The following is a 23852-nucleotide window of genomic DNA, read 5'->3' on the forward strand; positions in this document are numbered from 1 at the left end:
AATATGCATTATAACAGAGCCTAGCTTTTACTAACCCATTTCATTACAATGTATGAAAATGTAAAACATTGAAAGACATCATGCCTCAAAACGTTTGCCGTTTCAGCTTCAATATCGCCGCATGGCAGGCCTCCTCCAGCAAAATCAGTACGCCGGAGCAATGGCAGGACTGGGCGCAGGGAAAACTCGATACCGCATCCCTGCCGGAGTGCAAACCCGCGCTCTCCTTTTTGCCGCCTATGCAACGCCGCCGCTTGGGAAAAGCGGCACGCTTGGTTTGTGATGCTGCATGGAATCTGGCCGACCAATATCCTGAAAGTGTACCGGTTTACGTTTCGCACGACGGCGAAAGCAACCGCAGCTTTGAATTATGGCAAGAGCTTTTGAACACGCATACCGTCTCGCCGACCTCATTCGGCCTGTCCGTCCACAACGCAACGATTGGGCAATGGTCGATGTTGCGTAAAGACATGAGCGAGCATACCGCGTTGGCCGTTGCCGCCGATTCCTTTGAAACCGCGCTGACCGAGGCATTTGCGCTTTTACAAGACGGCGCGCCATCTGTTTTAGTAATTGTCGCCGATGATCCGTTGTCTGAAGACTATCCCGTCTTGGCTACCCGTGCGCCGTTTGCCTATGCATTGGCACTGGTCATCACAAAAGGCGAAGACTATACCTTAAGCTTGGAAACCACATCTGAAAGGCCGTCTGAAAATCCTAACGATACAACAGTCGAGCCCTATTGGAGCAGCTTGGAGTGGGTACGCTTCCTGCTTTCAGACGGCCGACAACACACGCAACACTATATCGGTAGAAACTGGCACTGGCAGAAAAACGCATGAAGACTTTAGACTATTTCCGTCGCTTTTTTGCCACACTCTTCGGCTTTATCCTTTTCGGCGTTGCAGGCGTATTGTTCAAAATCGCACTTTTGCCCTATACGCTCAAATCGACCAAAGGCGACATCAAACGTCAACTTGAAGCAAGGCGCATGATAGGCAAAGTTTGGCGTTTCTTCGTCGGCTACCTGCAATGGTCAGGCGTATTGAGCGTCCGCTTCAACGGCTTGGAAAAACTCGGCAGGCCCGGCCAGCTTATTCTTGCCAACCATCCCTCGCTTTTGGATGTCGTCTTGCTGATCAGCCATTATTCGGAGCCAAACGTACTGGTTAAAAAAGACCTGTTGCACAACCCCAGCATGAAAAGCCAGATTATCGCTTCAGGCTACATCCCCAACGATGAAAGTATGGAAATGCTGGAAGAAATCGATGCCGTGTTCAAAAGTGGGCAAAGCCTACTAATTTTTCCCGAAGGCACCCGCACAGGTTGGGACGGACAGGTTAAAATGCACCGTGGCGCCGTATCACTCGGTTTGCGCAGTGCATCAGTCATCACGCCCGTGTGCATCAAGATGACGCCGCCCAATTTTAAAAAGGGGCAGCCGTGGTACAAAATCCCGCCACAAAAAATTCATTATGAAATTACCGTCGGCGACGACATCCTGCCGGAAGAATGGCTGGCAGAAAAACCCCTGCCCATCGCCGCACGCCGTTTAAACGAATACCTGCAAGACTATTTTACAAGGAAAACCACATGAGCAATTTAGAAAACCAAATCAAACAATTAATCATCGACAGCTTGGGCTTGGAAGACATTACTGTTGCCGACATCGGCAGCGAAGATCCGCTTTTCGGCGACGACGGCCTGGGTCTGGATTCGGTTGATGCATTGGAACTTGGTTTGGCCGTACAAAAAACCTTCGGCTTCCAGCTCGACGGTGAAAACGACAACCTGCGCGAAAACTTCGCCAACGTCAAAACACTGGCCGAGTTCGTCAAGAGCCGCCAAGCATAAGGGAGAGAGAAGATGACCGAACAAGAAGTACGCGCCCTGCTGACCGATGCACTAGTTAACCTGTTTGAAATCGAACCGGAACGCATCAAACCCGAAACCAACCTCTACGAAGATTTGGAAATCGACAGCATCGACGCCATCGACCTTATCGACCACATCAAACGCGAAACCGGCCGCAAACTGCAAGCCGAAGACTTCCGCAATGTGCGTACCGTAGAAGACGTGGTTCAAGCGGTTTTGAAAGTACAACAAGATTCCTGATTCCGCTTTGAATCAGCATATTTTCAGACGGCCTTGTCAATCGGCAAGGCCGTCTGAAAATCAATCACAACCATGAAAATATTAGGAAAACTCCTACTAGCCCTCGCCAGTCTTGCCTATCCGCTCCTATGGTATTACGGCAGGGAAAACGGCGCATTTTTCTGGCTTGCAGCGGCTATGTGTGTGTTATGGCTGATACGCGCCGCCATGCCGCAAACTACAGCACAACGCATTACGGCGATTATCCTTGCTACTTTTTTTGCAGCGGTACTGGTTTTCAGACGGCCTGACTCGATGTATTGGTATCCTGTCGCCGTCAACGCACTGATGCTTACCGTTTTCGGTGGTAGCCTGTTTGCCAAACAAACCGTTATCGAACGCCTCGCCCGACTGCAACACCCCGATTTGCCGCCCGAAGGCGTGCGCCACACTCGGCGCGTTACGCAAATCTGGTGCGCCTTCTTCATTTTCAACGGCGCAACCGCCGCCATTTTGGCTGGCTTGCAATATTACGACTGGTGGGCGGCTTATACGGGCATCGTGTCTTATGTGTTAATGGGAATCTTATTTGCCGGAGAGTGGATTTATCGGAAATTGGTTTTGAAGGTTTAAACCATTAAAAATATTTCATCAATTAGACGAATAACCATAAATGAAAAAAATTATCCTATTTACTCTGATTTCCTTCATATTTACCGCATGTTCTTCGACATCTAAAACGCCTTTATCTCCTGAAGAAAAGGCAGAAGCCGAATACAAGAAAAATTATACGGAAGTTGCCAGCCATACCATCAAAACGCGCTCGGGAAACCTGACCGTCATTGACCGAATACACAATCGTTATTCTGACGATACTACAGCCAGCAGCATGAATTTGATGATTATTCGGAAATCCAATACGGTAAAAGCAAGGGCTGCACAAACAGCCGCATTTACAGCAACTTTTGCATTATTCATTCTTGCCGGTAGTAGCGGTCATATTGCATATGAAGGCCCTGACCTGCTGGGCAAACACAGTTTAAGCGGGAAGCCCATTAAACCGAATTTTGCGAATCCTGTTTTTGAACAATTCTCCCCCAAAGTTCTCGATTGGGCGGCAAAACGGTCATTTAAAAGCAATAGTGCCAATAAAAAACTATTTGTCCAACCGGGCCGTTTCTATTTGGTTTATGAAAAATTTAATAAACGAGACCGATTCTTTCTAAACAATGAAGTCAGCCTTTTGGTAGACGGACAAAGTGGCAAAACCGATCGCTTACTCCATTGTTTCAAAAGAAGTGAAAGCCATTCATTGGAAGAATGGCAAGCAAATGATTACGAATTGGTACGCCAAACGACAAATAAACAATACGATGAATGCTTGGCCCAATTCAAAGAAGATACCAAGGCAAATACATCAAAATTATAAAACCTTAGAACCATCATGCACCTAACCCGAATCCTATCCTCCGATCTACCCCAACACGACCTTATCGCCGCCCATCCGAATTGGACGCGTGCTGATTTCAACCGTGCGGTTTTTCATCTGTCAGGCCGTCTGAAACAGGCAGACGTGCAAACTGCCGCGTTGTGGTTTGACGATGCCGCGCTGTTTGCCTGTGCCGTGTTGGCAGTGTGGCATTCTGGCGGAAAGGTTTTATTATTGCCCAATTTGGCGCAAGACAATTTGGAGTGGGGAAAAACGGCAGAAGCGTTTTTAACGGATTCAACAGATAAAAAGCTGTCTTCAGACGGCCTGAACATTTGGCACTTGCCTGATGTATTGACTCAAACAGAATCGGAAGGACTGAGCACCTATCCTGAAAACCATCTGATTCCCGACCATGCCGAAGCATGGCTGAAAACATCAGGATCCAGCGGTGAAGCGCAAATTATTGTGAAAACCGCCGCGCAAATGCAGGCAGAAGCCCTGACTTTGGCAAATACGCTGCCATTTGGACAACACGGTGAAACCGTGATCGGCAGCGTGATTCCGCAGCATCTTTACGGCTTCACATTCCGCTTCGCACTCGCGTTGACAATGGGTTGGACTATGGAGCGACAGCAGGCGGTTTATCCGGAAAACCTGCTTTCCAGCACAGCCGCACATGATAAAGTGGTTTGGATTGCCAGTCCGGCCGTACTCAACCGCTTGGGTGAAAACCGCAACTGGCAAAGTATCGGCCATAAAATTGCAGGCATTGTCTCGGCTGGCGGCGCATTGCCCGCAGCCACGGCGGATTTGCTGCAACAGGCTGCCGTCCGCCCGTTTGAAGTTTATGGCAGTACCGAAACCGGCGTGATTGCCTCACGTTGCGAACGCCAAGAATGGCAGCCTTTCGAAGGCGTGGAAATCGGACAAAACGAAGAAGGCGCACTGTGGGCTTCTTCGCCTTGGTCGCCCGAGCGCCGCCAAACAGCCGATTTGATCGAGCCGCAAGATGACGGTTTTCTGTTACTCGGTCGTCAAGACCGCATTATTAAATTTGAGGACAAACGCGTGTCGCTGACCCAAATCGAACACGAACTTTTACAACACCCTTGGATTGCCGACGCCCACTGCGGCCGTCATCCGCAGCATCAACGCATTGCCATATGGGCAGCATTGAACGCAGACGGTATCGCCGCCTTGCGCGAAAAAGGCCGTGCTGCGGTTGCCGATACGCTCAAACGCCATCTGGCCGCCACGCAGGACACCATTGCCCTGCCGCGTTACTGGCGTTTTACCGACAACCTGCCACGTAATGCCCAAGCCAAAATCGCTGCGGCGGATTTTCAGACGGCCTTTACCGTTGCCCAAACTTCGCCCGTTTGGTCGAAAACATCATCTGACGATGAAACCAATACTGAAACTTTTATCGGGCGCGTGCCTTTGGATTTGGTTTATTTCGGTGGCCATTTTGCCACCTTCCCGCTGGTTCCCGGCGTGGTCGAGCTGCAATGGGTGCGCAACCTGATCGCGCCCAAGCTATGGGGCAAACAGCGTGTCATCCGCATCGAAAATCTAAAATATCAGCAGTTTATCCGTCCTCATGATGAAGTGTCGGTAGAGCTGAAATTTGATGAAGGTAAAAATAAACTAAGCTTTAAAATCAACAACGGAGAGCATCCGTGTGCATCAGGACGGATTGTATTTGAGGCCGTCTGAATATACCTATTAACTTTTTAGTGGAAAACCAACAATATGCAACTCTTCCCTGCCCTAGAACAACGCTATTCCCACGAACACCAGTCTGCAGGCGAGGCTCAACGTCTGGCTCAAGAAATCGCTTTTGCACCGATTGTGTTCCAAGTTTCCCGCCTGATGGTGAAATTTGGCATTCTGGACTTGCTGAACGACCATCCAGACGGCCTCACTCAAGCCGAAATCGCAGAAAAAGCGCAAATCAGCAACTACGCGGCACAAGTCCTGCTGGAAGCTTCACTGTCTATCGGCACTGTCTTGACTCGCGACAACCGCTATTTCATCAGCAAGGCCGGTTGGTTTGTCCTCAAAGACAAAATGGCCCGCGTCAACATGGATTTCACGCAGGAAATCTGCTACCAAGGCATGTTTGATTTGGAGAAAACCCTGCAAACCGGCAAGCCCGAAGGCCTGAAAGTATTCGGCGACTGGCCGACCATTTACGAAGGCTTGTCTTCATTGCCAAGCATCGCGCAGGAAAAATGGTTTGCATTCGACCATTATTATTCCGATAACTCCTTCGCCGAAGCACTGAACACCGTGTTCGCCAAACCGGTTAAAAAACTGCTCGATGTCGGCGGCAATACCGGCCGCTGGGCGGAGCAATGCGTCAACCACAATGCCGAAGTCGAAGTAACCATCATGGATCTGCCGCAACAAATCGGCTTGATGCGTGAAGCGACCAAAGGCAAAAACGGTGCGGACCGTATCCACGCCCATCCGGCCAACCTGCTTGATCCTGAGATTCCGTTCCCAACCGGTTTTGACGCGATTTGGATGAGCCAATTCCTAGACTGTTTTACCGAAGAACAAGCCACCAGCATTCTTCAACGCGCCGCTGCTTCTATGAGCGAAAACACCAGCCTCTACATTATGGAGCCTTTCTGGGACAGACAACGCTACGAAACCGCCGCCTACTGCCTGACCATGACCAGCCTGTATTTCACTGCCATGGCCAACGGCAACAGCAAAATCTTCCACTCTGAAGACCTGATCCGTTGCGTTGGAAAAGCCGGATTGAAAGTAGCGGAAATTTCAGACGGCATCGGCCGCGGCCACAGCATCTTGCGCTGCGTTAAGGCTGTCTGAACATCATCTTTTAAATCCTAAAAAGAAACCGACTCCAACAGCCATTTTGGCTATCGGGGTCGGTTTGTTTTAGGTATCAGCCTTAATGCATCAGCCGCGCAACATCCATACTGCGTACACTAACGCAATCGCCACCACCAAAGCGGCAAGCAGTTGTCCCACTCTGGCCAACTTAGGCTGCTTGGCATCGATGGTTTTAAAGCCGCTCATCATCGGCGTAATCAAATCCTGTTTTTTCACAAAGCGATACAGCAAAACAGCCGCGATATGTACGCCCGCCAAAACAGCTAAAGCATTAAAGAAATTGACATGGATTTTTCGCGCCAGCGTACCGGCGTGTTCGCTGACCAAATGATTCAAAAAGCCGGAATTGGTAAACGTATTTTCATCAGCGGCAAATAAGCCTGTGGCCGTCTGAAAAACCAAGGCAGCCAATAAAGCGATGACCATCAGCGCGCCCAAAGGATTGTGGCCGACCAATTCGTTTTCAGACATTTGGCCTTGCGTGTAGCGGCGGATTTCGGAAAACGGACGCACAAATTGGCTGAATTTTGCCGTATCGCTGCCCCATATCCCCCAGCACAAGCGGAAAACCACCAACGCCAGCATCAACAAGCCGCCGCGCAAGTGCCATACCAGCATATCGCCGCCTTGGGTTGCGCTGTACCACATAAATCCCATTAATAACACCAAGAGCCAATGGAACAGGCGCGTAGGTGCGTCCCAAACTTTTATTTTTTGCTTCATTACCTTTTACTTTCTGATTTAAAATTAAATTTCTTATCTTGGAAGGTTACGCCATGCAGCCCATCTACACGCTTCCCGAATCGCTTCAAGCTTTTCAGACGGCCTTAGCATTTCCCGACGTATTCCGCCCCCGCGCCCAAAAATCACACAAAGGCACATACGGCACGCTTGCCATTATCGGCGGCGCAACGGGAATGAGCGGCGCGGTGGTTCTGGCAGCCACAGCCGCGATGTATCAAGGATGCGGCAAGGTTTGGGCAGGTTTCAACCAAGCCACTCTGCCTTTTGCCATTATTCCGGAACGCCCTGAAATCATGCTCGCCACTGCGGCCCAACTGATGGAGCGCAACGATGTCAGCGCGCGGGTAATCGGCTGCGGCTTTGGCTTGGACGGATTATCAGAGCAGCTTCTGCTCCAAATCCTGTCGACACACCATGACCAGCCTTTATTGCTCGATGCAGATGCTTTGACACTGCTCGCCCGTTCTTCCGAATTGGCCGAACGCCTCAAATCGTACAAACATATCGTCCTGACACCTCATCCGGCAGAAGCTGCACGCCTACTCGGTACCGATACCCAATCAGTTCAAGTCGACAGACGAAAAGCCGTAACCGAAATCAGCCAAAAATATGGCGCGACTGTCGTATTGAAAGGCCATCATACATTGGTGGCCACGGCAGACGGCATAGTCTATACCAACACCAGCGGCAATGCCGGTTTGGCCACCGCCGGCAGCGGCGATGTCTTGAGCGGCATTATCGGCAGCCTGCTGGCACAAGGCATTCCAGTATTCCAAGCCGCCTGCGCAGGCGTATGGCTGCACGGAGCGGCAGCCGATGTCATCAAACACAGCAGCCAAATCGAAACCGGTATGCTCGCCGGAGAAATCGCACCTGCCGCCCGATGGCTGCGCAATATTTTATCAAAAGAGTAATACTGTCTATATCATAAATACAAATTGCAGGCCGTCTGAAAATCAATCTCTATTTTCAGACGGCCTGGTTTATTTTTAAGTCATTTTGCAAATTAAGGTTAAGGCGTGTATCCTTGATTTCCCTTAAAAACAACTTCACAACATATTATCATGAGTACCCTCAATAAAATCAGCAACTTTATTGGAAAAACATTTTCCCTCTGGGCCGCGCTCTTTGCAGGCATCGCTTTTTTCGCTCCCGACACCTTCAAATGGGTCGGTCCTTACATTCCTTGGCTTCTGGGCGTCATCATGTTCGGCATGGGCTTGACCCTCAAACCCTCCGACTTTGACATTTTGTTCAAACATCCCAAAGCCGTCATCATCGGCGTGATTGCACAATTCGCCATCATGCCGGCAACCGCCTATCTGCTGGCCAAGCTGTTGAACCTGCCTGCCGAAATCGCAGTCGGTGTGATTTTGGTCGGCTGCTGCCCGGGCGGCACGGCTTCCAATGTAATGACTTATCTGGCGCGCGGCAATGTGGCTTTGTCGGTTGCCGTTACATCGGTTTCCACCCTGATTTCCCCATTGCTGACCCCCGCCATCTTTCTGATGCTTGCCGGTGAAATGCTGGAAATACAAGCGGGCAGTATGTTGATGTCCATCGTCAAAATGGTTTTGTTCCCCATCGTTTTGGGCTTGATTGTCCATAAAGTCTTGGGCAACAAAACTGAAAAACTGACCGACGCGCTGCCGCTGGTTTCCGTTGCCGCCATCGTGCTGATTATCGGCGCGGTTGTCGGTGCCAGCAAAGGCAAGATTATTGAAAGCGGCCTGCTGATTTTTGCCGTTGTCGTACTCCACAACGGCATCGGCTATCTGCTTGGCTTCTTTGCCGCCAAATGGACCGGCCTGCCTTATGATGCACAAAAAACGCTGGCCATCGAAGTCGGTATGCAAAACTCAGGCTTAGGCGCCGCCCTTGCCGCCGCACACTTTGCCGCCGCGCCGGTTGTTGCCGTTCCCAGCGCATTGTTCAGCGTGTGGCACAACATCTCCGGCTCGCTCCTGGCAACTTATTGGGCAGCCAAAGCCGATAAAAATAAAGAATCCTAAACGTCTTTAATCATAAGGCCGTCTGAACAGATTCCGTTCAGACGGCCTTTATTTTGAAATCAAGCAGGATTATTGTTTTACTGCTTCGATTTGGATATTGATGTTAACTTTTTTGCTCATACCGGCACTTACCAAATAATCCAAGCCCCATTTGGTACGGTCGATGGTGGTGCTGAAGTCGCCGCCGCACGCTTCTGCTTTTGCCATCGGGCTTTGGTAGCAGTTGAATTTGTCGGCTTTGAGTTTTACCGGCGCAGTTTTGCCGTTCATGGTCAGATTGCCGTCAACGGAAAGCAGTTTTTTGCCGTTGAAATTGAATTTGGTGGATACAAAACGGATTTCAGGGTATTTGTCTGCATTGAAAATATCGGCAGATTTCAAATGTTGAGTAAAGCGATCTGAACCGGTTTGCAGTTTGGACAAAGGCAATACGATATCGACTGAGCCTTGGCGTTTGGCACGATCAAATTCCAAATTGCCGGTCAAACCATAAATACCGCCGACGTTGGTGCTGGTGTTGAAATGGTCGATGGCAAAGCGGGCATTGGCATGAAATTCGTCCACTTTATAAACAGCGGCAGACGCAGCAGAAGCCAACATGGCCGAACACAATGCAAACATGATTTTTTTCATCGTCTTATCCTTAGAAATGTGAGAAGTTCCCTATCATATCACTTTTTGATGCCAACATCTTTTGCAAATGAGAAAGACAACGTTTCATCCTAAGAAAACTTCAGGCCATCCGAAGAAGTGAGCAGCAAATTCAGGTGAAGCAAATACAGTTTAGTTTTATTACAAAATAGCGTGCTTCATCGCTCGTAATTGGTATAAAATACCGAGTTATTTCTACAACGGGCCGCCAACCAACCAGCCTATTTCAGACGGCCTCAGCATAAAACAAAGGAACAAAAATGCCTGAATACCGCTCCAAAACCTCTACCCACGGCCGCAATATGGCAGGCGCGCGCGCATTGTGGCGTGCAACCGGCGTCATGGAAACCGACTTCGGCAAACCGATTATCGCCATTGCCAACTCCTTCACCCAATTCGTCCCAGGCCATGTGCACCTGCACAACATGGGTCAACTGGTTGCCCGTGAAATCGAAAAAGCCGGCGGCATTGCCAAAGAATTCAACACCATCGCCATTGACGACGGTATCGCCATGGGCCACAGCGGTATGCTCTACTCCCTGCCCAGCCGCGACCTGATTGCCGACTCCATCGAATACATGGTCAACGCCCACTGCGCCGACGCGCTGGTGTGCATTTCCAACTGCGACAAAATCACCCCGGGCATGCTGATTGCCGCCATGCGCCTGAACATTCCGACCATCTTCGTTTCCGGCGGCCCGATGGAAGCCGGTAAAGTTATCGGCGTGGCCAATATTCAGCCCGAACGCCGTTTGGACTTGATTGACGCCATGATCGAATCGGCAGACGACAATATCAGCGACAAACAAGTCGAAGAAGTCGAACAAAACGCCTGCCCGACTTGCGGCTCCTGCTCCGGCATGTTTACCGCCAACTCCATGAACTGTCTGACCGAAGCACTCGGCCTTTCCCTGCCGGGCAACGGTTCATACTTGGCGACCCACGCAGGCCGCAAAGAATTGTTCCTCGAAGCCGGCCGCATGATTGTCGAAATCACCAAACGCTACTACGAGCAGGACGACGAAACCGTATTGCCGCGCAGCATTGCCACTAAAAAAGCGTTTGAAAACGCCATGACCATGGACATCGCCATGGGCGGCTCTACCAATACCATTTTGCACCTGTTGGCCGTTGCCAACGAAGCCGGTGTCGATTTCAAAATGGCCGACATCGACCGCCTGAGTCGCGTTGTACCTTGTATCTGCAAAACCGCGCCAAACAACCACGATTACTACATGGAAGACGTGCATCGCGCCGGCGGTATCTTCGCCATCCTGAAAGAATTGGACAAAGCAGGCAAACTGCACACCGACGTGTACACCATTCACGCGCCGACCCTGAAAGACGCGATTGAAAAATGGGACGTAACCAACCCTGAAAACACCCATGCCATCGAGCGTTTCAAAGCCGCTCCCGGCGGCGTGCGCACTACTCAGGCGTTCTCACAAAACCGTATGTGGAAAACCCTCGACCTCGACCGCGAAAAAGGTTGTATCCGCGATGTCGAACATGCCTACTCGCAAGACGGCGGTTTGGCAGTATTGTTCGGTAATATCGCCGAACGCGGTTGCGTGGTGAAAACCGCAGGCGTGGACGAGAGCATCCTCAAATTTACCGGCCGCGCCCGCGTGTTTGAAAGCCAAGAAGACGCAGTCGAAGGCATTTTGGGCAACCAAATCGTAGCTGGCGACATCGTCATCATCCGCTACGAAGGCCCTAAAGGCGGCCCGGGCATGCAAGAAATGCTGTACCCGACTTCCTACCTGAAATCCAAAGGTTTGGGCAAAGAATGCGCCCTTCTGACCGACGGCCGTTTCTCCGGCGGTACTTCCGGCCTGTCCATCGGCCACGCTTCGCCTGAAGCGGCAGAAGGCGGCGCCATTGGTTTGGTACACGAAGGCGACACCATCGAAATCGACATTCCAAACCGCAGCATCCACCTTGTCATTTCCGATGAAGAGCTTGCCGCACGCCGTGCCGAAATGGAAGCACGCGGCAGCAAAGCGTGGAAACCGGAAAACCGCGACCGCTACGTCTCCGCTGCCCTGCGTGCCTACGGCGCGATGGCGACTTCCGCCGACAAAGGCGCAGTACGCGACGTATCGCAAATCGAACGTTAATTAACCTGACTTTAAGGCCGTCTGAACGCTTCCAAGTGTTTCAGACGGCCTTCATTCAAACGGACAAATATGGACAAATTCATTTTAGCGATGATCGGCATGGCCATTGCCCTACTGATTATTATTGGCGGCGGATTTATCGCTGTCGAATATTTCAAATCCCATCCTGAAGCTTTCCAAGTCAAGCCGCTATCAAAATAATCATTCAGCGGCATGAGTCTCAAGGGGAAAAAGCCGTAGCTCAAGGCCGTCTGAACGCAGTACATATAATGAAACACATTCTTTACTGGCTGGGCGGTTTTGCCGTCGCCCTCGGCATATTCCAATACTACGAAACCCATCGCTATTCCGAAGACCAGCTCATCTACGCCCAACCGCCGCAAAATCGTACCGCTGTTGCCGATTTTGACGCCTTGGCGTATTTAAACTTCCTCCGCGCCTCAGCCAATCTGCCCGCACTGGCGCACTCGGCCACACTCGAACGCGCCGCGCGCAATCATGCCCGCTATCTGCTGCAAAACCCTGACGACGGACATGACGAACACAATACACGCAATCCCTTTTATACAGGCCCACGCCCATCCGACCGCACGCGCAAAGCCGGTTATGCCTATAAAGGCGTACACGAAAACGTCAGCACCGGCCAACACCCGCCAAACGAAAAAATCAACGACCACCTACCTGCCCAACATCAGCTGGACAACCTGATGACGGCGATTTACCACCGTTTCTCCTTGCTCGATCAAAATATCGACGAGGCCGGTGCGGCGTTTGAATCTCAAGGCAAACAAATCGCGTTGAGCATCAATCAGGGCGACAGCAGATTCAACAGCCTCTGCCAAAAAAACCGCCCATTATCCGACCTCAGCCGTTCGTTTTATCAAGATGCCTGTCATGGCCATGCCATTGTTTATGCGGATGAAATCTCCAACCGCAAACTCCGGCCTTACATTACCTATCCGCAAGGCAATTTCGCTTCGCCGGTTTTCCACGGCGAGCGTCCCGACCCTATGCCGCATTATGAAATGACCGGCAATCCGGTCAGCATCGCGTTCTCAGAACAATCGCCCCCGGTCAAAATGCGTTCGTTCAAACTGTATCAGGACACAAAAGAAATCAAAGACGTCAAAATCTTAGATAAAGATAATGACCCAAACCGCCTCCTGACCGACCGCCAATTCGCGCTGTTTCCTTTACAGCCTTTGGAATACGATACCGACTACCGTGCCGTGTTCCAATACCGTCAAAACGGAAAAAACAGAACGGCCGAATGGACATTCAGCACGCAAAAACCCGATTATCCTTATTTCATCGTCAAAGGCGGCGAAACGCTGGCCATCGAATCCGGACAAAAATATTTTATCCATTGGCAGGATTTTTGGTGCTTGAAGCAATGCGAACGCTACAACTACCGCATGAACCGCGACACCCAACTCGACATTATCGAGCGGCAGGCCGGCGGTATCATTATCCGTGTCAACGGAAGCAAAGGCAGCAGCATCCGCTTAATGCCCGAAGGCGAAGACAGGCGCGCCATTACACTTTATTTATGGAAATAAAGCCGTTTTCAGACGGCATGAAGCACCAAAAAACTGATAAAATACCGCCTCACCACCCTACGGCAAGCTATCCAATATGACCAAACATCCGCAAACAGCAGCCAATACCCGCTATGCCTTTGCCAGCATTGCCGTCATGTTGGCCGCGTTTTTACTGTTCGTTGCCGTGATGTTGCTGCCCTTGGGGTTGACGGCGGGCACACAAGTAAGCCTGATACGGCTTTCACTCTACGCAATCGTGTTGTTTGCCGTACTTGGCGGTATTTTTTCTGTACGCGTTGCCTATTTGCGTAAAAAGAACGGAGCATGACATGACCCAAGCCGATAAAATCCCACAAGAAATCCGCCTCCAGCAAGAGCGGCGCGTACTGACTTTGGTCTATGTTGACGGTGCCAAAAGCCTTCCTGCCGAATACCTGCGCGTGTACTCACCCAGCGCGGAAGTGCGCGGACACGGTCCAGGTCAAGATGTTTTGCAAACAGGCAAAGCCGAAGTCAGTATTACCGATTTAGACCCCGTCGGCCAATACGCCTTGAAAATTACTTTTTCAGACGGCCACGACAGCGGCCTTTACGATTGGGACTATCTCTACCGACTAGCGAATAATCAAGATGCACTTTGGCAAGACTATCTCGACCGCCTCGAAAAAGCCGGCGCGTCCAGAACGCCAAGTGCCGAAGATTTGAAACCCAAACGCACACATTCCTGCGGTAGCGGCGGTTGCGGCGGAAAGGCCGTCTGAAAAAAGGCGAAGCCGACATTGGATGACGGCAGAATCATTGACGGCAAAGCGTTCCTCCCCGCCTAAAAAAGGACGGGTAGCGGCTATCTTCGGCGATACCAAAGCCTGTCCTCATGCAGTGCGCGCCGCACAAAACGCAGACGTTTTGGCGCATGAAGCAACCTTTGCGGCAAACGATGAAGAGACAGCGGAACGAGTATTCCATTCGACCGTATCCGATGCTGCCAAGCTGGCTTTGCAAGCCAATGTGAAACAACTCTACCTGACCCACATCAGCGCACGTCATACCGAAGAAGAGCAACGCCTGATGCTGGAGCAGCAGGCACAAACTATATTTCCCGCGTCGAAAGTGGTTGGCGATTTCGACGTATTCAATATCTGAATCCGTATTATTTTAAGAAGGCAGACACTATGAGCGACCACAAAACCCATTTCGGCTTCTCTACCGTTGACGAAGACGAAAAAGCAGGCAAAGTTGCCGAAGTCTTCCACTCCGTGGCAAAAAACTACGACATTATGAATGACGTAATGTCCGGTGGTCTGCACCGTGTTTGGAAACATTTCACCATCAATACAGCCCGCCTGAAAAAAGGCGACAAAGTATTGGACATCGCCGGCGGTACAGGTGATTTGTCCCGAGGCTGGGCAAAACGTGTGGGCAAAGAAGGCGAAGTTTGGCTGACAGACATCAACTCCTCCATGCTGACCGTCGGCCGCGACCGCCTGCTCAACGAAGGCATGATTCTGCCCGTATCGTTAGCAGACGCTGAAAAATTGCCGTTCCCCGACAACTATTTCAATCTGGTTTCCGTCGCATTCGGCCTGCGCAACATGACGCACAAAGATGCCGCGCTGAAAGAAATGTACCGTGTATTGAAACCGGGCGGCACCCTGCTGGTATTGGAATTTTCCAAAGTGTACAAACCTTTGGAAGGCGTGTACGACCTCTACTCTTTCAAACTGTTGCCGATTATGGGCAAACTGATTGCCAAAGATGCCGACAGCTACCAATACCTCGCCGAGTCCATCCGTATGCACCCCGACCAAGAAACCTTGAAACAAATGATGCTGGATGCAGGCTTCGACAGCGTGGATTACCACAATATGAGCGCAGGCATCGTCGCCCTGCATAAAGGCGTGAAATTCTAAGGCCGTCTGAAGCAAACACAAAGGGCGTGATTGATAAACACGCCCTTTGTTTTTTAAACCTTACCCAAGCCAATCTGATACAAACCAAAGGCCGTCTGAACAGCCGTAAAACGAAATCAAGGATTTCGGTTACACCATTCAGACGGCCTTAATATGTTCAAATCAGCTTATGTCCCTGCTTTCACGCTTTGCCATTGACGGACCATAAATTTCAATGCCGCCGGTTGGATAGGCACCATGATAAAGCTGTTTTTCAAATCCTCGTCAGTCGGGAAAATCGTATTGTCGTTTCTAAACTCTTCATCCATCAGCTCTTGAGCAGGTTTGCTGGACGGCGCATAAGTAACAAAATTGCCGTTTTTCGCCGCAACTTCAGGATCTAAGAAATCATTGATATACGCATGGGCATTGGCCACATGTTTGGCATCTTTCGGAATCACAAACGAATCCACCCAAATCCCCACGCCTTCTTTCGGCATCATCACACGGATTTTTTCCTTGCCACCCGCTTCTTCGGCACGACGTTTGGCAATGTTCAAATCGCCGCCAAAACCAATCGTTACGCAAGTATCGCCGCGCGCCAAATCATCGATAAAACCAGACGAGGTAAAACGCTTGATGTATGGACGGTTTTTCTTCAAGACTTCCGTAGCCGCCTTAATATCAGCCGTTTCGCTACTGTTTGGATTTTTACCCATATAGTTCAACACCATAGGATAAATTTCCGCCGCGCTGTCCAAATAGCTGATGCCGCATTGCTTGAGTTTGGACGTGTATTCAGGGTTAAACACCAAATCCCATTGATTGTCCGGTAGTTTGTCCGTACCCAAAGCCTTTTTCACACGCTCGGTATTGATGGCGAAAGTATTAGTCCCCCAATAAAATGGAACGGCGTATTCGTGATTCGGATCAACGCCTTCCATCAGCTTCATCAGTTGTGGATTGAGGTTTTTATAGTTTGGAATCAGAGATTTGTCGATTTTCTGATACGCACCTGCCTTAATCTGCCTACCGACAAACGCATTGGAAGGGCCCACGATGTCGTAACCCGACTTGCCGGTCAATACCTTGCTCTCCAGCGTTTCATCGCTGTCATATACATCGTAAGTTACTGCAATACCGTGTTTTTTCTCAAACGCGGCAACCGTCTCGGGATCGACATATTCCGACCAGTTATAAATGCTCAATACCTTTTGATTATCGGTTTGAGCCGCCTTGTCGGCAGAAGTTTTGTCCGAGCCGCCGCAGCCGGCCAATGCCAGCGCAGTCAGTACGATGAGGGGCAGATGTTTGGTCATTATCATTCCTTGCGTATCCGGTTGAAAATAGAGAGGCATTATAAAGCAGGCAAGCCCGAGCGGATAGGCTTCATTGTTAAAAGATATCGCCCCGCTTAAGGCCGTCTGAAAGACGGGTTGCAGCCAACTTAAAACCTTTCTGCCGATAGCTTGAAATATGGTTTTGCGGTAAGATAACGCCCATTCGTTTTTAATCGCAACGCGCCGTCCGGGCCGTCTGAAATCCTTGTAAAAAATTTATCGAGATATTATGAAAACCACCGAACTACGCCAAAAATTCCTGAAATTTTTCGAATCTAAAGGCCACACCATCGTCCGCTCCTCCTCGCTCGTGCCACACGACGACCCGACCCTGCTGTTTACCAACGCAGGCATGAACCAATTTAAAGACGTATTCCTCGGCTTTGACAAACGCCCCTACAACCGCGCCACTACCGCGCAAAAATGCGTACGCGCAGGCGGCAAACACAATGACTTGGAAAACGTCGGCTACACTGCCCGCCACCATACTTTCTTTGAAATGATGGGCAACTTCTCCTTCGGCGACTACTTCAAACGCGACGCGATCCACTTCGCTTGGGAATTTCTGACTTCCCCCGAATGGTTAAATATCCCTAAAGACAAACTCTTGGCGACCGTTTACGCAGAAGACGACGAAGCCTACAACATTTGGCTGAACGAAATCGGCATGCCTGCCGAGCGTATCGTCCGCATCGGCGACAACAAAGGTGCAAAATACGCATCCGACAACTTCTGGCAAATGGGCGACACCGGCCCTTGCGGTCCTTGCTCCGAAATTTTCTACGACCACGGCGAAGAAATCTGGGGTGGCATTCCGGGCAGCCCTGAAGAAGACGGCGACCGCTGGATCGAAATTTGGAACTGCGTATTTATGCAGTTCAACCGCGACGAACAAGGCAATATGAATCCGCTGCCTAAACCATCCGTTGATACCGGCATGGGCTTGGAACGTATGGCCGCCGTCATGCAGCATGTCCACAGCAACTACGAAATCGACCTGTTCCAAGACCTGCTCAAAGCCGTTGCCCGCGAAACCGGCGCGCCGTTCAGCATGGAAGAACCAAGCCTGAAAGTCATCGCCGACCACATCCGCTCCTGCTCCTTCCTGATTGCAGACGGCGTGATGCCGTCCAACGAAGGCCGCGGCTATGTACTGCGTCGCATCGTCCGCCGCGCCGTACGCCACGGTTACAAACTCGGTCAGAAACAAGCGTTTTTCTACAAACTCGTGCCCGACTTGGTGAAAGTAATGGGTGATGCTTATCCTGAGTTGAAAGAGAAGCAGACGCAGATTATGGAAGCCCTGCGCGCGGAAGAGAGCCGTTTCGGCGAAACGCTGGAAAAAGGCATGGGCTTGTTCAATCAAGTGTTCAACGGCATGAAATTCTTGAAACTGGAAAGCCTGCTGCCGCAAGATGGTGCGGGCAAACCACTGGCATTGAAAACCGCAGAGGGTGTGGAATTCACCGCCGCCTCCCGTGCCGCTTCAGGCAAAAAGCAAATCGTTATCCGTCCCCAAGTTTCAGGTAGCCTGAACGAAGGCATGTATATCGATTTGCAGGCTGCTTTGGAAACCGCCCATATTCCCGACGCGGAAAAACCGTTTGCCGAAGCCTTAAATGCCTATTTGATGGACAACATCGCCAACAGCAAACTCGTTATCGGTGGTGAACACATCTTCAAACTCTACGACACCTACGGCTTCCCTTACGACCTGACTGCCGACATGGCGCGCGAATTGGGCATCGATTTGGATGAAGAAGGCTTCAACCGCGAAATGGATGCACAACGCGCACGCGCACGCGCCGCACAAAGCTTCAAAGCCAACGCTCAACTGCCTTACGACGGTCAAGACACCGAGTTTAAAGGTTATAGCGAACGCCAAACCGAATCCAAAGTCCTCGCCCTCTACAAAAACGGCGAGCAAGTCAACGAATTGAACGAAGGCGACGAAGGTGCCGTCGTTATCGACTTTACCCCGTTCTATGCAGAATCCGGCGGCCAAGTCGGCGACGTCGGCTATATCTTCGCAGGCGAAAACCGCTTTGAAGTACGCGATACCCAAAAAATCAAAGCGGCCGTATTCGGCCAATTCGGCGTACAAACGTCAGGCCGTCTGAAAGTCGGCGACAGCGTTACCGCCAAAGTGGATGACGAAATCCGCAATGCCAATATGCGCAACCACAGCGCGACCCACTTGATGCACAAAGCCCTGCGCGACGTATTGGGCGAACACGTTGAACAAAAAGGCTCTTTGGTTACCGCCGAATCCACCCGTTTCGACATTTCCCATCCTCAAGCGGTCACTGCCGAAGAAATCGCCGAAGTAGAACGCCGAGTCAACGAAGCCATTTTGGCCAACGTTGCCGTCAACGCAGCCATTATGAGCATGGAAGATGCCCAAAAAACCGGCGCGATGATGCTCTTCGGCGAAAAATACGGCGACGAAGTACGCGTACTGCAAATGGGCGGTTTCTCTACCGAATTGTGCGGCGGTACACACGTTTCACGCACCGGCGACATCGGCCTCTTCAAAATTATCAGCGAAGGCGGTATTGCCGCAGGCGTACGCCGTATCGAAGCCATCACCGGCCTGAACGCACTCAAATGGGCGCAAGAACAAGAGCGTTTGGTGAAAGACATTATTGCCGAAACCAAAGCCCAAACCGAAAAAGACGTACTGGCGAAAATCCAAGCAGGCGCAACACACGCCAAAGCATTGGAAAAAGAATTGGCACGCGCCAAAGCCGAACTCGCCGTCCATGCAGGCGCCAAACTCTTGGACGATGCAAAAGACTTGGGTTCAGCCAAACTCGTTGCCGCACAAATCGAAGCCGATGCCGCCGCCCTGCGCGAAATCGTGACCGACTTGACCGGCAAATCCGACAACGCCGTGATTCTTTTGGCGGCAGTAAACGACGGCAAAGTCTCCCTGTGCGCCGGCGTATCCAAAGCCTTGACTGGCAAAGTAAAAGCAGGCGATCTGGTTAAATTTGCAGCCGAACAAGTCGGCGGCAAAGGCGGCGGCAGACCGGACTTGGCACAGGCCGGTGGCACAGATGCTGCGAAACTGCCCGCCGTGCTGGATGGCGTGAAAGACTGGGTCGGCGCGAAGCTGGCTTGATGTAAGAAAGGCAGCCTGAAAGGTTTCAGGCTGCCTTTTGTGCAAAGAGGCCGTCTGAAAAGCTTGGTTTAGCGTAGGTTTGGGTGCGACCCGACCTATTTACTGTTTAAACATAAGAGTTAATTTTATGGAAATTTAAATGAAAATCAAAAACTTAAAACTGCATAATGTTGGTGGAATTCCATTTTTATCACTGGAGAATTTAAATCAAAATTGTAATTTAATATGTGGAGAAAATGGGGTGGGAAAAACAAATATATTAGATTCAATAGCTTCCTTATATTCAAGTTTTAATAATAATATACTTTTAAGTAGATCTGGCTGTGATTCAGGAAATATTGAAGCAGAAATAATGTTTTCTGAAGAGGGTGAAGAAAATAAATCAATTTCCATGTCCATTACAAAAAGAAAACCAGACAACAGCTCATGGGTTAGGTGTGAACTATCTGATTATGATAAAAAATTATTATACTTAAAAGTGAATAGAGTATTTGAATATCAGGCACAAAATAGTATAGAAGCAGATCCTAAAGATATTACTGGAGAGCGCAATCTTTCGGGGTTAAAAAATGAAAAACTAAAATCATGGTTTATCAATAGGCATCTACATTCAGCGCATGAGGGTAATTTAACTAATACACAGAAAGAAAATTTCAAACTTGCTGTAGATTGTTTTGCAAAGCTAAACTCTGATTATTCATTTAAAAAAACTACAACAGAAAACGAAATAATTGTAAGTTCACCAACTGGTGATATATATTTCGAATACCTATCTTCTGGTTTTAAATCAATAATTTTTATTCTACTTGGGATAATAAGAGAATTAGAATTTCGTTTTAATCATGATAATAATGCCATTCTTGCAAAGGATTTTGATGGGATAATCTTAATTGATGAAGTGGAACTTCACTTACATCCTGAATGGCAAGGCCGGATTATTAGCATACTAAAAGAAACTTTTCCTAAGGTTCAGTTTTTTATTACAACTCATAGCCCTCATGTCGTTCAAACAGCAGAAAAAGACGAGGTGATCGCCCTTCAAAGAACACAGGAAAATAATATAACTCGAAGAGAATTGCTTAATTCTAAATATGGCTATCAAGGATGGACTATAGAAGAAATTTTAGAAGACATAATGGGAATGCCTACTTTGCGGACTGATTTATATATGAATCTTAAACAAGAATTTGATAAGGCTTTGGATGAAAAAAATAAAAATTTAGCTGAGTCTGCATATGCTGAATTAAATGAAATGCTTCATCCAGATTTTCCCCTGCGTCCTATTTTGAAACTTCAATTAGATACATTGCTGGATAACTAAAATGATAAAACTAACAAGATTGGACAAACCTGAAACCCTAACAGAAGATATAATGAAGGAGCTAAGGACTAGATTTATAAACGAACAAAAACCTGTTTGGAAAAGAGAGGATATATATCAAACTCTACTTGAAAGCAGTAATAAAAAATGTGCTTATTGTGGATGTGTAATAAACATTGAGGATTCATACATGGAAGTTGAGCATTTCTATCCTAAAAGTTTATATCCTAGTGAGGTAATTAGTTGGGAAAATCTTCTACCAATATGTAAGAGGTGTAATAGTTCAAAAGGAAATTTTGATACTAAAAGTAATCCATTTATAAATCCATATGATAATGATCCAAAAGATCATCTGTGCTTGGAAGCTTATAGATTATACCCAAAGAATAGTTCTATTCATGGAGAAAATACGATAGCAAAACTTAAATTAAATGATCATGAAAAACTAGGGGTATCAATTTATAAATTTTGCAATGAGCTTCTTCAAAAATTGGAACAACTATTAATACAATTAAAAGAAAGCAAGGATATATCTATACGCCATGATGAACTCCTAGTTGCTATTCTTTCCAATTGCCAAGAATCTTCTCCTTTTACCGCTTTTGCTGCATCACAACTACATACATCATCCATTTATAAAGAAATAAAAGAAATATTCATAAATAAAAATAAATGGACTGACGAATTATCATCCCTTGACAGTAATTCTAGGAAATTCACTCTTGATAGTAGAAGCAAGCCGTAGCCTGCATTCCCACCAACCGCGTGCGTGGCTACGCCACACACCCTACCTGCGGGCGACGCAAACCTTAAGATTGAGGTGTAGGATGTGTGCGGTACGCACGCACGCGGTTTTTGTTGCTACCGAATGATTCCAAACCATGCCGTAATCCAGTCAGCAGCAAACGCTGCTTGGGTCATGTACCAACAAAACTCAATATCAAAGGCCGTCTGAAATTCAGACGGCCTTTCTGTTTTCATTTCAAGCTGATTAATCCTTAAATTTAAGCTTTTTATTCAATCATCTGACAATCAATCTTTCTCAACCGTAAAAAACAGTTCTTCCTGTTTCAAAGCATTACCGTCTGCATCGGTCAATGCTGCTTCTGCTGCGGAAAACTTGATAACTGCAAGGCTTAGGCTGCCTTGCTCCGTGAGTGCTGTATTGAGGATGACGCCTGCTTCTTCTTCGCCGACTTTGACGGCAATACCGGCGGCTTCTAAAGAATCGCCGCTTAATACGGCCAGACCGCGTTTGACTTGGCCTCGGTATTGGGCGCGGGCGATGATTTCTTGGCCGGGGTAGCAGCCTTTACGGAAATGAACTGCGCCGATGATGTGTTGGTTGAGCATTTGGGCAACAGCCGCTTCTTTGGTTGCGGCGCAAATCCACGGATAGCCGCTGCGGATTTCGTGCAGGTTCCATGCGTTTTCGGCTCCTGCCTGATATTCGGCTGCGTTTTCGGCTGCTGAAATTTTCAGACGGCCTGTGTGCGGCAAGGTAACTTCTACGGCGTTTGCTTGAATTTGGGCTGGGAAAGACAATTGCGGTTCGGTAGCAGGATGTGGTTCTGCATTGTCTGCCAACTCGCCGCTTACTGCCAAATCAGGCATCAGCTCGAAGACGACTTTTGCACGCAAGACAAACATTCTCAAGCGTTTGACGATGGCTTCGGTCAAATCTTGATCCATGACCAACAGTAAATCTTCTCCGCGATTGACGACCAGCATATTTGCCAACACACGGCCTTTAGGCGTATTGTATGTGGCGTAACATGCCTGACCGGAAGCTAAATTATTAATATCGTTGGATAATTGACCATGAAGAAATGAAGCTCTGTCTTCGCCGCTGACACGGACAACGCTGAAAAAAGGCAGGCGGGTTTGCATAATCGACTCCTTAAATTGTAGATGCTGAATTATCGCCCAAATTGCCGCTTATTATCAAATAAATAAATTCAGGCCGTCTGAATGTTTCAGACGGCCTGTTGTTTGGATTCAAGCAATCAAAATTATTTGATGCTGACTTTACGGATAATCACGGCTTCGGTTGGAACGTCTTGATGATAGCCGCGTGTCGCTGTTTTCACTTTGCTGATTTTACGGACCACGTCCATGCCGGAAGTGACTTTACCGAAAACGGCATAGCCGTAGCCTTGAGGGGTTTTGCTTTTGAAATTCAAAAAGTCGTTGTCGGCCGTATTGATAAAGAACTGGCTGGTTGCTGAATTCGGATCGCCGGTGCGCGCCATGGCAATGGTGCCGACGTTATTTTTCAAGCCGTTGTATGCTTCATTGGTGATGGCTTTATCGGTGGATTTTTGTACCATATTCTCGGTAAATCCGCCGCCTTGAATCATAAAATTGTCGATAACGCGGTGGAAAATCGTGTTGTCGTAAAAACCTTTTTTGGCGTAATTGACAAAGTTTGCCACGGTTTTCGGCGCTTTGACTTCATCCAGCTCCAGTTGGATGTTGCCCATATTGGTTTCAATCACGGCATGGGTAACCGCTTGCGCCTGCACGGAAAGTGAGAGTACGAGGGCGCACAGGGTCAGTTTGATGGATTTTTTCATATGTCTTCTCGAATGATGTATTGTGAAAATGGAATATTAACCTTGTTTCGCGTGAAATCCATAAAAAACATGTAAGATTTTTCAAGCAAAAAACATCAGGCAATCAAAATCAGGCCGTCTGAAAAGGGATAAAAACCAAATTC

25 protein-coding genes are annotated in these 23852 nt (G+C 48.9%); 20 read left to right on the top strand and 5 right to left on the bottom strand.

Features of this window, described 5'->3' with window-relative positions:
* Positions 1-80: 80 nt before the first annotated feature.
* The 8 genes from DBY95_RS03270 to DBY95_RS03305 all read left to right on the top strand — a co-directional run bounded on the left by DBY95_RS03270 (position 81) and on the right by DBY95_RS03305 (position 6367).
* Positions 81-842, top strand: coding sequence for a beta-ketoacyl synthase chain length factor (locus tag DBY95_RS03270; RefSeq protein ID WP_070735124.1), 762 nt, complete (start codon positions 81-83; stop codon positions 840-842).
* Positions 839-1597, top strand: a complete 759-nt coding sequence (locus tag DBY95_RS03275; protein ID WP_049344240.1) for a lysophospholipid acyltransferase family protein — start codon at positions 839-841, stop codon at positions 1595-1597. Before DBY95_RS03270 ends, DBY95_RS03275 begins: the two co-directional genes overlap by 4 nt.
* Positions 1594-1854, top strand: coding sequence for a phosphopantetheine-binding protein (locus DBY95_RS03280; RefSeq protein WP_003680822.1), 261 nt, complete (start codon positions 1594-1596; stop codon positions 1852-1854). The genes DBY95_RS03275 and DBY95_RS03280 overlap by 4 nt, the downstream gene beginning before the upstream one ends.
* Positions 1855-1866: 12 nt before the next feature.
* Complete coding sequence (locus DBY95_RS03285) at positions 1867-2115, top strand: acyl carrier protein (RefSeq protein ID WP_049344238.1); 249 nt, start codon at positions 1867-1869, stop codon at positions 2113-2115.
* A 72-nt stretch (positions 2116-2187) separates the two neighbouring features.
* The gene (locus DBY95_RS03290) at positions 2188-2727 is read left to right on the top strand and encodes a hypothetical protein (protein WP_107723369.1); all 540 of its coding nucleotides are present in this window, start codon (positions 2188-2190) and stop codon (positions 2725-2727) included.
* 40 nt (positions 2728-2767) lie between these two features.
* Entirely contained in the window at positions 2768-3523 is a 756-nt protein-coding gene (locus DBY95_RS03295) for a hypothetical protein (protein ID WP_107723370.1), read from the top strand.
* A gap of 15 nt (positions 3524-3538) precedes the next feature.
* Positions 3539-5242 carry an AMP-binding protein gene (locus tag DBY95_RS03300; RefSeq protein WP_107723371.1) on the top strand — a complete coding sequence of 568 codons (1704 nt, stop codon included), beginning with the start codon at positions 3539-3541 and terminating at the stop codon, positions 5240-5242.
* A gap of 36 nt (positions 5243-5278) precedes the next feature.
* The gene (locus DBY95_RS03305; RefSeq protein ID WP_107723372.1) at positions 5279-6367 is read left to right on the top strand and encodes a methyltransferase; all 1089 of its coding nucleotides are present in this window, start codon (positions 5279-5281) and stop codon (positions 6365-6367) included.
* Between the two features lie 90 nt (positions 6368-6457).
* Here the strand turns inward: DBY95_RS03305 and DBY95_RS03310 are convergent, their stop codons facing one another.
* Positions 6458-7114: a cytochrome b/b6 domain-containing protein gene (locus DBY95_RS03310; RefSeq protein ID WP_107723373.1), complete on the bottom strand. Its 657-nt coding sequence runs from the start codon at positions 7112-7114 to the stop codon at positions 6458-6460.
* 53 nt (positions 7115-7167) lie between these two features.
* Between DBY95_RS03310 and DBY95_RS03315 the strand changes: the two genes are divergently transcribed.
* Together DBY95_RS03315 and DBY95_RS03320 are read left to right on the top strand one after the other, a co-directional pair.
* Entirely contained in the window at positions 7168-8049 is an 882-nt protein-coding gene (locus DBY95_RS03315) for an NAD(P)H-hydrate dehydratase (protein ID WP_107723374.1), read from the top strand.
* Between the two features lie 150 nt (positions 8050-8199).
* Positions 8200-9147 (top strand): bile acid:sodium symporter family protein, encoded by a 948-nt coding sequence (locus tag DBY95_RS03320; RefSeq protein ID WP_107723375.1) that lies wholly within the window; start codon positions 8200-8202, stop codon positions 9145-9147.
* Positions 9148-9216: 69 nt separating this feature from the next.
* On the opposite strand, the gene DBY95_RS03325 is transcribed toward DBY95_RS03320, so the two are convergent.
* Positions 9217-9780, bottom strand: coding sequence for a YceI family protein (locus tag DBY95_RS03325; RefSeq protein WP_107723376.1), 564 nt, complete (start codon positions 9778-9780; stop codon positions 9217-9219).
* Positions 9781-10058: 278 nt separating this feature from the next.
* On the opposite strand from DBY95_RS03325, the gene ilvD reads away from it, so the two are divergent.
* The 7 genes from ilvD (at position 10059) to ubiE (ending at position 15369) form a co-directional block, all read left to right on the top strand.
* Positions 10059-11918, top strand: a complete 1860-nt coding sequence (gene ilvD / locus DBY95_RS03330) for a dihydroxy-acid dehydratase (protein WP_070615262.1) — start codon at positions 10059-10061, stop codon at positions 11916-11918.
* Between the two features lie 69 nt (positions 11919-11987).
* Positions 11988-12119, top strand: coding sequence for a hypothetical protein (locus DBY95_RS10735; RefSeq protein ID WP_256388404.1), 132 nt, complete (start codon positions 11988-11990; stop codon positions 12117-12119).
* A 68-nt stretch (positions 12120-12187) separates the two neighbouring features.
* Positions 12188-13477: a CAP domain-containing protein gene (locus DBY95_RS03340; RefSeq protein ID WP_107723378.1), complete on the top strand. Its 1290-nt coding sequence runs from the start codon at positions 12188-12190 to the stop codon at positions 13475-13477.
* Between the two features lie 76 nt (positions 13478-13553).
* Complete coding sequence (locus tag DBY95_RS03345; protein WP_063068666.1) at positions 13554-13787, top strand: hypothetical protein; 234 nt, start codon at positions 13554-13556, stop codon at positions 13785-13787.
* Between the two features lies 1 nt (position 13788).
* Positions 13789-14220 carry a gamma-butyrobetaine hydroxylase-like domain-containing protein gene (locus tag DBY95_RS03350; RefSeq protein WP_107723379.1) on the top strand — a complete coding sequence of 144 codons (432 nt, stop codon included), beginning with the start codon at positions 13789-13791 and terminating at the stop codon, positions 14218-14220.
* Between the two features lie 22 nt (positions 14221-14242).
* Positions 14243-14602 carry an MBL fold metallo-hydrolase gene (locus tag DBY95_RS03355; protein ID WP_107723380.1) on the top strand — a complete coding sequence of 120 codons (360 nt, stop codon included), beginning with the start codon at positions 14243-14245 and terminating at the stop codon, positions 14600-14602.
* Positions 14603-14631: 29 nt separating this feature from the next.
* The gene (ubiE, locus tag DBY95_RS03360) at positions 14632-15369 is read left to right on the top strand and encodes a bifunctional demethylmenaquinone methyltransferase/2-methoxy-6-polyprenyl-1,4-benzoquinol methylase UbiE (RefSeq protein WP_004519946.1); all 738 of its coding nucleotides are present in this window, start codon (positions 14632-14634) and stop codon (positions 15367-15369) included.
* Positions 15370-15536: 167 nt separating this feature from the next.
* Here ubiE and DBY95_RS03365 read toward each other — a convergent pair whose 3' ends face one another.
* A complete protein-coding gene (locus DBY95_RS03365) occupies positions 15537-16667 on the bottom strand; it encodes a polyamine ABC transporter substrate-binding protein (RefSeq protein WP_107723381.1) in 1131 nt (376 codons plus the stop codon).
* Positions 16668-16917: 250 nt separating this feature from the next.
* Here DBY95_RS03365 and alaS point away from each other — a divergent pair, with 250 nt between their 5' ends.
* The 3 genes from alaS (at position 16918) to DBY95_RS03380 (ending at position 21878) form a co-directional block, all read left to right on the top strand.
* Entirely contained in the window at positions 16918-19812 is a 2895-nt protein-coding gene (gene alaS / locus DBY95_RS03370) for an alanine--tRNA ligase (protein ID WP_107723382.1), read from the top strand.
* 139 nt (positions 19813-19951) lie between these two features.
* Entirely contained in the window at positions 19952-21133 is a 1182-nt protein-coding gene (locus DBY95_RS03375) for an AAA family ATPase (RefSeq protein WP_107723383.1), read from the top strand.
* 1 nt (position 21134) lies between these two features.
* Positions 21135-21878 carry an HNH endonuclease gene (locus DBY95_RS03380; RefSeq protein ID WP_107723384.1) on the top strand — a complete coding sequence of 248 codons (744 nt, stop codon included), beginning with the start codon at positions 21135-21137 and terminating at the stop codon, positions 21876-21878.
* 287 nt (positions 21879-22165) lie between these two features.
* On the opposite strand, the gene DBY95_RS03385 is transcribed toward DBY95_RS03380, so the two are convergent.
* On the bottom strand, positions 22166-23023 hold the full coding sequence (locus tag DBY95_RS03385; RefSeq protein ID WP_107723385.1) for a YgfZ/GcvT domain-containing protein: 858 nt from the start codon (positions 23021-23023) through the stop codon (positions 22166-22168).
* A gap of 122 nt (positions 23024-23145) precedes the next feature.
* A complete protein-coding gene (locus tag DBY95_RS03390; protein WP_107723386.1) occupies positions 23146-23709 on the bottom strand; it encodes a peptidylprolyl isomerase in 564 nt (187 codons plus the stop codon).
* Positions 23710-23852: the final 143 nt, after the last annotated feature.

The organism is Neisseria subflava (assembly GCF_003044935.1).
GTDB lineage: Bacteria > Pseudomonadota > Gammaproteobacteria > Burkholderiales > Neisseriaceae > Neisseria > Neisseria subflava_E.